Origin of the sequence: Amycolatopsis sp. WAC 04182 (genome assembly GCF_003947465.1) — a bacterium.
Classification (GTDB): Bacteria; Actinomycetota; Actinomycetes; order Mycobacteriales; family Pseudonocardiaceae; genus Amycolatopsis.
The window spans coordinates 163927-177626 of the sequence record NZ_QHJJ01000008.1 but is presented as its reverse complement, the minus strand read 5'-3'; the positions used below and the strand labels follow the sequence as shown (position 1 = coordinate 177626).

The 13700-nt window shown below is 71.6% G+C and carries 10 protein-coding genes; 5 read left to right on the top strand and 5 right to left on the bottom strand.

The window, feature by feature from the left end; translation table 11 throughout:
* Positions 1–133 precede the first annotated feature (133 nt).
* Positions 134–826 (bottom strand): LLM class flavin-dependent oxidoreductase, encoded by a 693-nt coding sequence (locus DMH01_RS35720; RefSeq protein ID WP_233621793.1) that lies wholly within the window; start codon positions 824–826, stop codon positions 134–136.
* A gap of 363 nt (positions 827–1189) precedes the next feature.
* On the opposite strand from DMH01_RS35720, the gene DMH01_RS35715 reads away from it, so the two are divergent.
* A complete protein-coding gene (locus tag DMH01_RS35715; protein WP_125682758.1) occupies positions 1190–1624 on the top strand; it encodes an SRPBCC domain-containing protein in 435 nt (144 codons plus the stop codon).
* Here the strand turns inward: DMH01_RS35715 and DMH01_RS35710 are convergent.
* Genes DMH01_RS35710 through DMH01_RS35700 form a run of 3 tightly spaced genes read right to left on the bottom strand, consistent with a single transcriptional unit; the run spans position 1621 to position 4720 of the window.
* Positions 1621–2847, bottom strand: a complete 1227-nt coding sequence (locus DMH01_RS35710; protein ID WP_125682756.1) for a glycosyltransferase — start codon at positions 2845–2847, stop codon at positions 1621–1623. The two genes, DMH01_RS35715 and DMH01_RS35710, sit on opposite strands and share 4 nt — an antisense overlap.
* A complete protein-coding gene (locus DMH01_RS35705; RefSeq protein ID WP_125682754.1) occupies positions 2844–3677 on the bottom strand; it encodes an SDR family NAD(P)-dependent oxidoreductase in 834 nt (277 codons plus the stop codon). Before DMH01_RS35705 ends, DMH01_RS35710 begins: the two co-directional genes overlap by 4 nt.
* Positions 3674–4720 carry an alpha/beta hydrolase family protein gene (locus DMH01_RS35700; RefSeq protein ID WP_125682752.1) on the bottom strand — a complete coding sequence of 349 codons (1047 nt, stop codon included), beginning with the start codon at positions 4718–4720 and terminating at the stop codon, positions 3674–3676. The genes DMH01_RS35705 and DMH01_RS35700 overlap by 4 nt, the downstream gene beginning before the upstream one ends.
* Positions 4721–5166: 446 nt before the next feature.
* On the opposite strand from DMH01_RS35700, the gene DMH01_RS35695 reads away from it, so the two are divergent.
* Genes DMH01_RS35695 through DMH01_RS35680 form a run of 4 tightly spaced genes read left to right on the top strand, consistent with a single transcriptional unit; the run spans position 5167 to position 13274 of the window.
* On the top strand, positions 5167–5829 hold the full coding sequence (locus tag DMH01_RS35695) for a hypothetical protein (RefSeq protein ID WP_125682750.1): 663 nt from the start codon (positions 5167–5169) through the stop codon (positions 5827–5829).
* Between the two features lie 25 nt (positions 5830–5854).
* Entirely contained in the window at positions 5855–7594 is a 1740-nt protein-coding gene (locus tag DMH01_RS35690) for a fatty acyl-AMP ligase (protein WP_199745748.1), read from the top strand.
* A complete protein-coding gene (locus DMH01_RS35685) occupies positions 7591–11787 on the top strand; it encodes a type I polyketide synthase (RefSeq protein ID WP_125682748.1) in 4197 nt (1398 codons plus the stop codon). The genes DMH01_RS35690 and DMH01_RS35685 overlap by 4 nt, the downstream gene beginning before the upstream one ends.
* Complete coding sequence (locus tag DMH01_RS35680) at positions 11784–13274, top strand: MFS transporter (protein ID WP_125682746.1); 1491 nt, start codon at positions 11784–11786, stop codon at positions 13272–13274. The genes DMH01_RS35685 and DMH01_RS35680 overlap by 4 nt, the downstream gene beginning before the upstream one ends.
* Here the strand turns inward: DMH01_RS35680 and DMH01_RS35675 are convergent.
* On the bottom strand, positions 13249–13668 hold the full coding sequence (locus DMH01_RS35675; RefSeq protein WP_125682744.1) for a VOC family protein: 420 nt from the start codon (positions 13666–13668) through the stop codon (positions 13249–13251). The two genes, DMH01_RS35680 and DMH01_RS35675, sit on opposite strands and share 26 nt — an antisense overlap.
* Positions 13669–13700 lie beyond the last annotated feature (32 nt).

The following is a 13700-nucleotide window of genomic DNA, read 5'->3' as shown; positions in this document are numbered from 1 at the left end:
GGTCTCCTTCACCCCTGCGGGGCGGTCTCCCGGGGACACCAGCGGAGCGTCCGTATTGACCGGGCAGACCTTTGGGAAGTACTCCCCTCGCCGGTCCAGTATCGCACTTGGTAAAGAGTAGTTAAAGGGTGGGTCAAGCCGGGCCCTCCCGCAGCACGCCGCGCACCGCGTCGACGGACAGGTCGTCCCACGGGAATTCGGCCATCCACCAGGTCGCGCCCGCCCGTTCGTAGGGCGCGAGATCCGTGCCCGCGGGGACACCGATGGCGAAGTCGTACGGCTTCTCGTCGTCTTCGCGCAGCCCGGTGATCGTCTCGACCACCTCGGCGAACTCGTCCGCGTGCGGCAGGTGCACCGGGAAGAACCCGTCGTACCGCGCGGCCCTGCGCATCGGCTTCGCCTTCCCGGGGAAGCCCGCCAGCCAGACGGGGATCGGCCGCGCCGGCCGAGGCAGGAAGGTGATGTCGTCGACGGTGTAGTGCACGCCGTGGTGCCGCACGGGTTCCCCGGACCAGGCGGCAGTGAGGATCTCGAGTGACTCGTCGAGCATCTCGCCGCGCTTGCGGTCGTCCACCTCGTCGCCGGTCTTCGAGAACTCCCCGCCGAAGCGGTCACTGCCGAGCCCCGCGCCAAGGATCAGCCTTCCGCCACTCAACTGGTCAAGGGTGGCCGTCTCACGGGCGAGCTTGACCGGACGGCGCCTGGCGAGCGGCGTGACCATCGGACCGATGGCGAGGTTCTCGGTGGCGGACGCGACGGCGGTGAGAGTGATCCACGGATCGGCGATCGCCCGCACCGGCTCATGCCAGCGGACGTGGTCCCACACGAACAGGCCGTGTCAGCCCGCCTCCTCGGCTTCGGCGGCGAGACGCGCGATGATCGCCGGATCGGCCAGTTCGTCGAAAATCGGCAGCCAGAGTGCCGAGCGCAGAGTCATGACTGCGACCGTACGGACCGGCACCGACAGTCGCGGCGAGTTCCGGACGTGCGCCAAGTCGTAACTCGCGTGCTTCCAGCCGCAACTCGCGTGATTGGAGGCGTAACACGGCGCCGGGCGAGTTACGCCTCCAATCACGCGAGTTACGCCTTCAAGCACGCGAGTCGCGCCTCGCCGCTTGACACGACCACTACAGTTCAACCAGTACGTTGATTAACCTCTTGGTTGATTGCCTCTGCGGAAGAGACTTCGATGACCGACCTGACGATCACCCGCCTCCTCGACGCTCCCCGCGAGCTCGTCTTCCGCGTGTGGACCGACCCGGACCATCTCGCTCGATGGTGGGGTCCGGCCGGTTTCACCGCGAAGTCCTGCACCGTCAACCTCACCGAGGGCGGCAGGTGGCGCATCTGTATCAGCGACGGGGAAACGGATCTCTGGGCATCGGGCGTCTATCACGAGATCGTCCCGCCGGAGCGGCTCGTCTTCAGCTTCGCCTGGGAAGAACCGGAAGGCTCCCGCGGGCATGACACCCTCGTCACGGTCGTCCTCTCCGACCTCGACGGCAAGACCGAAATGGCGTTCCACCAGGCGATCTTCGAGACCGTCGCGGAACGCGACAGCCACAACGAAGGCTGGCAGTCCTGCTTCGGCCGCCTTGTCGCCCACCTCGCGGAGCAACGCTAGCCGAGCTCCCGCAGGACATCCCGCGCCCGCGCCACCCCGTCTTCCTCCCTCAGCCGCCCGGCGACGTACTGGGCGCCGCGGCGGAACAGCAGGTTGCCGGACAGCTCCAGCAGCCGCGCGGTCAGCGAGTCCGCGGTGAGATCCCGGAGCGGCAACGGTCGCGGCCCGGCACCGAGCCGGAACACCCGGTCACCCCAGTAGGGCTGATCGGAGAAGACCGGGCAGACCAGCGCCGGCACGCCTGCCCGCAACGCGGCCGCCGTCGTGCCCGCGCCGCCGTGATGTACCACCGCCGCCGTGCGCGGGAACAGCCACGCGTGCGGAACGTCGCCGATCGTCAACAGATCATCGTCATCGGACGCGGCATCGGTCCCGAGGAGGCCGCGCAACCCCGCTCGGCGCAACGCGGTGCGGACGGCGGCGAACGTCCGCTCCGCCTCCGACGGCCGCATGCTGCCGAAACCGACGTACACCGGAGGCGGCCCGGACGCGAGGAAATCACGCAGTCGCGGGTCCGGCCGCCACGCGGCGGGCGCCTCGAGAAACCAGTACCCGGTGACGTGCACCCTCGCGGGCCAGTCCTTCGGCCGCGGCACGACCGCGTCGGAAAAACCGCACAGCACCGGGGTTTCCGATCGCCGGGGCCCGCGGAGACCGGCCGCGGGCAAGCCCAGCGACCGCTCGCGCCACCGGTCCACCTCCGGCCTCAGCACCTGCCACGCGACGGCGTCGACGGCGTGGAAACTCAGCCGCCTGCCGCACGGCCCGGCCTTGGCGGCCCACGGCACCAGCGGATGCGCGAACGCCCGCGTCGGCACGCTGGGCTGGTAGTGCAGTTCGACGTCGGGGACGCCGAGCGAGGCACCCAGGTGCGCGCCGAGGAATCCGAGCGTCGGGGCGAGAACGAGATCGGCCCCGGCCGCTCCCTCGCGGACATCGGCGAGCAGACGTTCCATCACCGGAGCCAGCGCACCGCGCAACCCGCGCAGGAAGGCCGCGGGCGTGCGTCCCTCGGTCCATTCGCGTCCCCCGTCCGAACCGAGGATCTCGCTCGGGTCTGCGGAGAGCGGCGCGAAATCCAGGCCGTGCCCGGTCACCAGGGTGCGGAACCGCTCGGCCGCCAGCACTCGCACCCGATCGCCGTCGAGACCACGCCCCAAGGCGATGCACGGCTGGACGTCGCCGCGGGAACCCGGTGCGACGATCACGACGAGCCGGGTCATCGCTTCGCCGCCGTCAACCGGTAGCGGAGGCGGAACGGCAGTTTCGCCAGTACCGCCGCGATATGCGCGTCCCTGCCGACCAAGTACCGCGGCGCGACCCGCCGCGCGGTCAGCGCGTGGACGACGACTCGCGCCGCCTGCTCGGGTGGCACGCCGTTCCGCGCGGACCGCTCCGCACTGCGCTCGGCCTCGTCCAGTTGCGCCGCATACCTTTCGCGCGCGACTTCCGGCAGAGCGGCACGCACCTCTTCGGCGGCGGCGCGGGCACGCGGCCAGATCGACGTCGCGACGGCGCCGGGCTCGACGAGGACGACGCCGATCCCGGACGGGGCCAGTTCGGCGCGCAGGCTGTCGGTCAAGCCGACCAGGGCGAACTTCGACGTGTGATACGGCCCGACCATCGGCCCGGCGATCCGCCCGCCCATCGATCCCACCGTCACCACCCTGGCGGCCGGCGCGGCGCGCAGCGCGGGCAGCATCGCCTGCGTGACGGCCAGCTGACCGGTGACGTTGACCTCCAGCTGCTGCCGGAAGTCTTCGAGCGGGACGTGTTCCAGCGGTCCCGGCCGGGCCATCCCCGCGTTGTTCACCAGACCGCGGAGCGGACCCGCCGCCGCGACCTTCTCACCGCACGCCGCGATCGACGCCGGATCGCGGAGATCCATCCGCAGTACGGTGACGGCCTCGCCGTGGACACGGGCGAGTTCTGTTTCGTCCGCGTCGGTACGCACACTGGCCCAGACGTGGGCGCCCCGCCGCACGAGTTCGGCCACGCACGCCCGGCCGATCCCGCTCGACGCGCCGGTGACCACAAAGGACGGACGGGTCACGATGTCTCCCCCGCCTTAACCGGCGCGGAAAGCGCCCGCAGCATCTTCGGCCAGGTCTTGTGCAGCTGGTCCTGCCAGTACGCCCAGTGATGCGTGCCCGGCCCATAGAAGTCCGTCATGACCGGGACGCCGAGCCGGTTCAGCCGGGCCGCCATCGCGGTGGTCTGGCCGGAGCACAGGAATTCGAGCAGCATCGCGCCGGGCAGCACGTCGATCGGGAGCTTCCCGTCGAAGGGCCCCGGCAGGCCGTTGCCCGTGGACAGATACAGCTCCGTGCCGCGGAGGCGATCGGCGTTCACCAGCGGATCGTGCGCGTCCCAGCGGGACGACTCGCGCCGCCGGTCACCCCAGAGCGCTTCGGGATCCTGCTTGGCAGAAGCGACGATCGCGCTGGTCAGCAGCTCGCCGTACGGGCCGGTGGGATTGAGGTTGCCGCTGAACGACCCGGCGAAGCGGAACACCCCCGGCCGCCGGGCGGCGAGTTCCACCGCCCCGTAGCCGCCGAGCGAGAGCCCCGCCGCGACCCGTCGCCCGTCCCCGCGATAGCCGCGGTCGATCAGCTGCGGGATCTCGACCGCGGTGAACGTCTCCCACTGATTGAGCACCACGTCCTTGCCGTAATTCCACCAGTCGGAAAAGAAGCCGGCGGAACCGGAACCCGGCATCACCACGAGCGCGCCGGCGTCGTCGGCGAGTTTCCGGATGTCGGTATTGGCGGTCCAGCCGCGGTAGTCCTGCAGACGGGTCTCCCCGGCGAGCAGATACACCGCCGGCCACTTCCGCTCCGGTTCGGCCTCCCACCGCGACGGCAGGATCAGCCGGACCATCGCGTAGCTTCCGACGCCGACCGAGCGCACGGTGAGATCCAGCATCCGCGGGTCACCGTCCACAGTGGTCTGGGCGACGACGTGCGAGCCGTCGTCGGCACGGGCGTCCGGGACACCGCTCTCGGCCCGCGCCGGCGCCGCGGCGACGCTCGGCAGCAAGCACATCGCGACCGCCAGCGACGCGACGGCCCGTAGCCGCCTCGAAGTAGTGCGCATACGTAATCCTTTGTCCCGGTCGTTCGATCGAATTCGAAAATGTGACGGCGATTACCCGAGAAAGAAAATCAGAGGTGGCGACACGGTAAGCGGGCGGACCCCTTCCAGGCAATTGTCCTGCCCACAATCCGGGAGGACAATATGAATGCCAGGGAAACAAGAAATGCCCCCGCATCCCCCATCAGGGTGACCCGTCGCTCACGGACAGTGAAGAACTGTGGCACGGGAGTACCAGACCGGCTCGCGCACCAGCCAAAATTCCGGAACCCGCAGGTCACACCCTGTACACGAAGGACATTTACGTTCTCTTGACACCTTCCGGTATTCGATTTCCCGTCGTAGCCTTCGTCGTGCCGCCCGGGTTCGGCGTCCCCTCACGCGACCCGGCGCCCCGCGTCCCACCGAAGGGACCAGACCCCATCAGGACCCTTCCGAAAGGGCTATTCATGGCTGCCCGAATTCGCGCCCTCATCTTGTCCGCAGCAGCGTTGCTGAGCATTTCCGGCGCTCCCGGAGAATCGATCCAGGCGGCGCCCGCACCGCCTTCCCCCACTGTTCCGCCCGCCGCCCTGCTGCCGCCGGAAACCGTCCCGGGCGCGTCCGCGCGCGACGGCTTCGACGTGGCGTCGGCACTGTCCACCTCGGACCGCGGGCGGAGCGGCAGGGTCGACGTCGGAGGATGCGAGGACGTCGTTCACGGCAGGCTGGTCGGCGCCGGTGCCACCGGCCAGGGCTTCCAGTCCGCCGTGCCCGGCGGCCAGGTCTCCGAACTCGTCGCGCGTACGACGAACCCGCCCGATCTGGCGGCATGGGCCGGTCAGGCCGGGCGGTGCTCGAAGGTGACGGTCGACGACGCGGCCGGTACCGCGGTGTCGACCGTCACCGTCCACCCCGGTCCCGCCATTGCGGGGGCGAAAACCCTTTCCTACCACCAACTCCTGACGCTACCCGGACAGCCCCCCGAGCTGCCGGGACTGCGTCTGCGCACCGTCGCCATCGCCGCCGACGACGTACTGGTCGTGCTTCGTGACGCCGGAACGACCGGCCTCGATCTCGACGCCCTCGCCGTCGCCGCCTGGCGGCACGCCGCTGGTCCGCTCGGCCGCTGAATCCCCTGAACCCCGAGGAGACGCCATGTCCCTGGCCCCCGAAAACCTGCCCGCCACGGCCGGCCCCACCCTCCCCGCCTGCCTCCGGCACTGGGCGGACACCGACGGCGACCGGCCCGCGCTGACCTTCGCCGACTTCTCGGCCGAGCGCGCCGGACGCCGGAAGACGCTGAGCTGGAAGCAACTCCGGGAGCGCGTCGACGCCGTCGCGGCGGCGCTGCCCGTCGGACCTGGTGACCGGGTGGCGGTGTTGTGCCCGCAGAGCGCCGAGTACGTCGTCGCGTTCCTCGGCGCGATCACCGCGGGTGCGATCGCCGTGCCGCTGTTCGACCCCGGGCTGCCCGGGCACGCCGGACGGCTCGCCGCGGTGCTGACCGACTGCTCCCCCACCGCGGTGGTCACCACCTCCGCGTCGGTGGACGCGGTCCGCGAGTTCCTGGTGGGCCTTCCCGGCGGCGAAGACGTCGCCGTCGTCGCGGCCGACAAGCCCACCGGGCCCGGCCGCGCGTGGCCCGCCCCGGCCCCGGCGCCGGACGACGTGGCGTACCTGCAGTACACGTCCGGTTCGACCCGCAGCCCGGCGGGAGTGGTGCTGACCCACGCGAACGTGCTCGCCAACGTCAGCCAGGCGGTGCGCGGGCTCGGGATCGATCCGGCGGGGACCACGGTGTCGTGGCTGCCGCTGTTCCACGACATGGGTCTCGTCCTCGGCCTGATCACGCCGCTGGCCATGGGCATGCGGTCGGTGCTGATGGACCCGCTGGCCTTCATCGAGCGCCCGGTGCGCTGGCTGGAGTTGCTCGGCGACCACAACGCGAGCTGGAGCGCCGCCCCGAACTTCGCGTTCCACTACGCCGCGAGCCGGGTGCGCGAGGAGGACCGCGCCAAGCTCCGCCTCGACCGCGTCGCCGCGATCGTCAACGGCGCCGAGCCGATCAACCCTGGAGTGCTCGACCGGTTCCATGACACTTTCGCCGAGGTCGGGTACACCCCGGACAAGACGCGGCCCGCATACGGGCTCGCCGAGGCGACCGTCTTCGTCACCACCGGCCCCGGCGTCCCCCCGCGGGTCACCACGTTCGACCGCGTCGCGCTGGGTGCGGGAACGGCACGGCAGGCGGACGACGGGCTCCGGCTCGTCGCCTGCGGTGTCCCGGTGGGGCAGCACGTCGCGCTGGTCGAACCGGAAACCGGCGTCGCGCTGGAAGACGGCGCGGTCGGCGAGATCTGGGTCCACGGCCCCAACGTCGGCACCGGCTACTGGCAGAAACCCTTGGAGAGCACCGAAACCTTCGGCGCCCGGCTGACCGGCGACCACGGGGACCTGCCCGCGGGTCCGTGGCTGCGCACCGGCGACCTCGGCGTCCGGTACGACGGTGAGGTCTACATCGCGGGACGGATCAAGGATCTGCTCATCGTCGACGGCCGCAACCATTACCCGCAGGACGTCGAAGCGACCGCGGCCTCGGCCGACCGCGACATCCGCCCCGGCAGTGTCGCCGCGTTCGCCATCGAAGGCACCGACACCGAATCCGCGGTGGTCGTCGCCGAGCACCGCGGTCACACCGCGCTGACGACGGAGGACGAACGGGCGCTCGAAGCATCGATCCGGCGGCTGGTCTCCGACGCGCACGGCCTCGCTCTGCGTGACGTCGTGCTCGTTCCGGCGGGCCTGGTCCCGCGGACCTCCAGCGGCAAGATCGCGCGGAGCGCCTGCCGCGACCGCTACCTCGCCGGCGACTACGGAAAGGCCTTGGTGCGATGAGAAACCCGACGTTCGACGCCCCGGCGCTGCGCCGCTGGCTGCTCGACACCGTCGCCGGGCACACCGGCGTCGACGCGGCCCGGCTCGAAGCCGACCGCCCGCTCAGCGACTATGGCCTGTCCTCCCGCCAGGCCGTCGGTATCGCCGCCGATCTCGAAGATCTGCTCGGCACCCCGCTTCCGGCCACCCTGCTGTGGGAAAGCCCGACCATCGAGCATCTGGCGCGCTCCCTCACCGGCGGCACGGAGCCCGAACCGGAGCAGACGGGTACGGACCGTCGCCGGACCGACCCGGTCGCCGTCGTCGGCCTCGGCTGCCGCTGGCCGGGCGCGGACGGCCTCGACGAGTTCTGGGAGCTGCTGCGCAGCGGACGGGACGCCGTCCGGATCGCGCCGCCGGGCCGGTGGGACGCCGACGCGGCACCGATCGTCGGCGGGTTCCTCGACGACGTGGCCGGGTTCGACGCCGACCACTTCGGCATCACGCCGCGCGAGGCGTCCACAATGGACCCACAACAGCGCATGCTGCTGGAGGTCGCCTGGGCCGCGCTGGAACACGCCGGGATCGCCCCGGCCTCCCTGCGCGGCAGCCGGACCGGCGTGTTCACCGGGATCTCGACCCACGACTACGGGCATCTCACGATGTCGCGCGGTGGCGTCGATCTCTGGACCGCGACCGGTGCCGCCGGGAGTATCGCCGCCAACCGGCTCTCCTACGTCTACGATCTGCGCGGGCCGAGCATGGCGGTGGACACCGCCTGCTCCTCGTCGCTGGTCGCGGTGCACCACGCGGTGCGCGCGCTGCGCGACGGCGAGGCGGATCTGGCGTTGGCGGGCGGCGTGAACCTCATGCTGCTGCCCGGTCCGACCGCCGCGTTCGCCGCCGCCGGCCTGCTCGCCGGGGACGGCCGGTGCAAGACGTTCGCCGCGGACGCCGACGGTATCGCGCGTGCCGAGGGCTGCGGCGTCGTCGTGCTCAAGCGGCTGGCGGACGCCGAGTACGACGGTGACCGGGTGCTGGCGGTGATCCGCTCCACCGCGGTCAACTCCGACGGCCGGTCACAGGGTATGGCGGCACCGAATCCCGCGGCCCAGCAAGACATGTTGCGCACGGCGTACCACAGCGCCCGGCTCGATCCGTCTACTGTGGACTACGTCGAGGCGCACGGCACCGGCACGTTGCTCGGTGACCCGATCGAGGCCCGCTCGCTCGGCGCCGTGCTCGGCAAGGACCGCCCCGCCGACGCCCCGCTGCTGATCGGCTCGGTGAAGACCAACATCGCGCACGCGGAGGCGGCCGCGGGGATCGCCGGGCTGATCAAGGTCGTCCTCGCGATGACCAGGGACGAACTGCCGCCACAGCTGCACTTCACCGACCCCAATCCGCATATCCCGTTCGACGACCTGCGCCTGAAGGTGGTCACCGAGCCGACGCGATGGCCACGCCGCTCCGGCCGCGCCACGGCGGGAGTGTCCGCGTTCGGGTTCGGCGGGACCAACGCGCACGTCGTCCTCGAACAGGCGCCGGCGCTGGAACCGTCGCCGGATCGCGCCGACGTCCGGATCGGGCTGCTGTCCGCCCGCACCCGCGACCGCCTCACCGAACGGGCGACGCAGCTGGCGGACTGGCTGGAATCCACGTCGTCGCTTTCCCTCGCCGACGTCACCCACACGTTGTCCCGGCGTGACAACGGCGGACCGCACCGTGCCGCCGTCGTGGCGGGCGACACCGCCGAACTGGCGGTCCTGCTGCGCGCCGTCGGCTCCGGCGCCGATCCGCTGCCCGCGGGCGCCGTCACCGGCACCGCCGGAAGCACCGATGGCCCGGTCTTCGTGTTCTCCGGTCACGGCTCGCAGTGGCCGGGGATGGGGCAGGGGCTGTTGCGCGCCGAACCCGCGTTCGCCGCGCAGGTCGACAAGCTGCACGACCTGTTCACCGAGCACACCGGCCGCTCGTTGCGCGCGCTGCTCACCAGCGCGGATCCCCTGTCTTTGCCCGAAACCCAGACGGCCATCTTCGGGACGCAGGTCGCGCTGGCCGCCCAGTGGGAGGCGCTCGGGGTCCGGCCCTCGGCCGTCGTCGGGCACTCGCTCGGCTCCGCGGCCGCCGCCGTGGTGAGCGGCGTGCTCACCCCCGACGAGGCCGTCCACCTGGTCGCGACCCGCGCCCGGCTCCTGGGCACCCTCGGCCCGGGCGGCGCGATGGCGGCGGTCGAACTGGCGCCGGAGGAACTGGATCTGTACCCCGACATCGAACTCGCCGTCGAATCCGCGCCGGGGCAGCTGACCGTGGCCGGGGACGCGACCGTGCTCGACCTGCTCGTCGCGGAACTCGAAGCCGCCGGGCTGACCGCGCGACGGCTGCCGGTCGAGGTCGCCGGGCATTCCGCCCGCGTCGACCCGGTGCTGCCCGCGCTCCGGGAGGCACTCGTCGAACTGGGCGGCCGCCGCCCGACGGTGCCTTGGTACGACACGGTTCTGGCCGATCCCCGGGAATTGCCGGACTTCGACGCCGGGTACTGGGCCGCGCATCTGCGCCGTCCGGTGCGGTTCCGGCAGGCCGTGGCGGCCGCCGCCGCGGACGGGCACCGCGTCTTCCTCGAGGTGTCGCCGCATCCGATCCTGCGGGGCTCGGTGTCGAGGACGCTCGAAGCCGAGGGCGTCCACGACGCCGTCGTCACCGGAACCCTGCGCCGGGGCCAGGACGAGGTCCGCACTCTGGGCGCCGCCGCGGCCGAGTTGTACTGCGCCGGCACCCGGATCACGACCTCCGATCCGGACGACGGCGCCCGGCTGGTCGACGTCCCGCCGATGCCGTGGCGGCACGAACGCCACTGGTACACCGCCACCGAAGAAGCCCCGGCGTTCGCGGCACGCACACCGGAACCCGAACCGGCGCGGACCGCCGGAGGCGACCGGCTGACGGAGATCGTCGCCGCCGTCATGGGGCTGCGTCCCGAGCGCCTCGACGCCGACGTCCCGCTGGTGGAACTCGGGCTGGATTCCCTGATGGCGAACCGGATCAAGGAGGCTGTCCGCCGGGAGTTCGGGACGGAACCCGACGCCGTCAGCGTGCTCCGCGGCGCCACACTCGCCGATCTCAGCCGCGATCTCGCACCCCGTGAGGACGAGGAACCGCTGCCGTCCCGAGGCCGAGCCTGGGACGCGGCGGATCGTCTGGTCCTGCGGCTGTGGCAGGAACATACCGGGATCGAAGCGACCGGCACGCAGGTTCGGCTGACCGAAACCGGTACGCCGGACCGGCTGGCCGAACTGCTCGCCGAAGCGCTCAGCATCGAACTCGACACGCCTGTCACCGCCGCCGAACTCCGGCGGCACGACTCGCTCGCCGCCATCGCCGACGTCGCCCGCGCCGTCCTCGACACGCGGGAGGAGCGAGGTCCGGTGCACGTCCTCGCTCCCGGCGAAGCGGGAGTGGCGCCACTGCTGCTATTCCACCCCGGCGGCAGCACCTGCACCGTGTACCGGCCGCTACTGGACCGGCTGCCCACCTCGGTGCCGTGCGTCGGGTTCGAACGCGTTCCCGGGGTCAGCATCGAAGACCGCGTCGAGCAGTTGCTGCCGTTGGTACGGGAACAGCGTCGCGACCGGCCGTACCGGCTCGCGGGCTGGTCGTTCGGCGGGGCGCTGGCCTACGGCGTCGCCGCGCGGCTCGCCGAAGAAGGCGAAGAGGTCGAGTTCGTCGTGCTGATCGACACCATGCTCCCGCTCCCGGAGCCGGACCTCGACCCGCGGGCGTCGTCCGCCCGGCGGTTCCTGCGGTTCACCGGCTATGTCGAGGGAACCTACGGCCGCGAAGTGCGACTCGGTCACGAAGAACTGGCCCCGCTGCCCGAAGAGGAGCAGATCGAACTGACCATGCGGCGCGTCGCCGAGGCGGGCTTGCTCAGCCCCGGCGTGCTCCGGCACCAGCGTCAGTCCTTTTTGGACACGCTGGCGGCCGAACGCGGTACGCCCCGCCGTTACGACGGACGGGTCGTGCTCTACCGGGCGACCGAGCAGTACGCGGCCGGACTGGCGATGGAACCGCGGTATTCCCGCACCGATCTCGCGGCGGGCTGGGCGGAGTTGTGTCCTGGGCTGGAGATCGTGCCGGTCGAGGCGCATCACCTGTCGGTCGTCGACCCGCCCCACGTCGATGTGGTGGCGAGGCATCTGACGGGACTTCTGTGACCACGGCCCGGGCCGAGCGAGCGGTCGACCGCGCCTGGCCGCTGCTGGCGGTACTCGGCGCCGGGCTCTTCCTCGTGGCGGTCGACGCGACCGTGCTGCACGTCGCGTTGCCCGACCTCGTCCGGCAGTTGCGGCCCGGCGCGGCGGCTCAGGTGTGGATCGTGGCGATCTACCCGCTGACCGCCGCGCCGCTGCTGCTGCCGTTCGGCACCCTCGGCGACCGGTACGGACGGCGACGAGTGCTGATCACCGGGTATGTCGTGTTCGGGATCGCGTCGCTGGGCTGCGCGTTCGCGCCGAACGTCCCGGCGCTGCTGGCGTTCCGCGCCGTGCTCGGCGTTGGCGGCGCGATGATCATGCCGGTCACGATGTCGCTGCTCCGGGAACTGTTCCCGGACCAGCGGCGTCGCCGCACGGCGATCGCGGTGTGCAGCGGGATCGCGGGCACCGGATCGGTGTTCGGGCCGATCCTCGGCGGAGTGCTCGTCGAGGCATGGGGCTGGCGGGCGACGTTCCTGCTGAATCCGCCGGTGATCTTGACTGCGGTCGTCCTGGCGCTGCGGTGGCTCCCCCGCGCTCGGCCGGGCCGACGGCCGTGGGACGCGACCAGCGCCGCACTCGCCGCGGGCGGTGTCCTCGGGATCGCTTTCGCCGTCGGACATCCGGGCGCGTGGCCCACGGCCGTCGCCTCCGGCGCGACCGGCTGTGTCCTCATCGGACTGTTCCTGCGCCGCCAGCGCCGGACCGATCCGCCGCTGCTGGACCTCACCCTCTTCCGGCGGCCGGGAGTGCGTGCCGCGGTGGGCGGGGTCCTGCTGGTGATGAGCACACTCGTCGGGCTCGGCTTGCTGTTCGCCCAGTACCTCCAGGTGGTGCTCGGGCTTTCGCCCACCGCGGCGGCTGGTCGGCTGCTCCTGGTGCTGGGCGCTTCGGCGGTCGGCAGTGTCGTGACCCCGTCGCTGCTGGGACGCTTCGGCAACGCCCGGGTCCGCACGGCCGGATTCGCCGTGGCGGCGGTGTCGTTGCTGGTCCCGGCGGCGGGGTCGGCCGCGCTGACGTCACCGATACTGCTGGGCGCCGGGCTGACCGGGCTGGGCCTGGGGATGGCGCTCGCACTCACGTCGAGCACCGACACCCTGCTTTCGGCGACCTCGGCGGACCAGGCGGGCGGCGCCGCCGCGGTGGAGAAGACGGGCTACGAACTGGGCGCCGGTTTCGGGACGACGGTGTTCGGCTCCCTGGCCGCCGCGGTGTACGCGGGACACCTGGCCGTCCCGGCCGGCGTACCGGAACCGGCGCGGCAACTCGCCTTGTCGGGGCCCGCCCAAGCCGAAGCGGCCACGTCCGGTCTCACTTCGCGTTTAGCCGGCGAAGTGCTCGATGCCGCCAAGGTCGCCTGCACGACTGGGTTGCAGGTGTCGGCGGCAGTCGCCTGTGGACTGTTCGTGGTGGCGGTCGTCGTCAGCGCGGGAGCGCCTCGTCGGTGAACTGCTCGGCGAACTCCCCGGTCGGCGGGATCTCCTGGATCACGTCGATCAGCACGCCGTTGGGGTCGGCGACGATGAAGTGCCGCTGCCCGAAGTCCTCGCTGCGCAGGGAAAGCGCCTCGGGGAGCCCCGCCTCCACGACCAGCCGCCGGTGCTCGGCGTCGACGTCTTCGACCTCGAAGTTCAGCAACAGTCCCTGCACGGCTTTCCCGGCTCCGGCGGGAATGGTGTCGTGCCCCGGGGCGAGGATCGCGAGCTCCCATTCGCCGCGTTTGAGGCTGACGTACCAGCCGGCCTCAAAGGTGAGCTCGAAGCCGAAGTGGTCGCGGTAGAAGTCCCGGGTCTCGGCGATCTTCCCGGTCATGAGAACGGGATAGAAACTGGTCAGACGCATGATGCCACCTTGCTCACGAACAATACCGACCG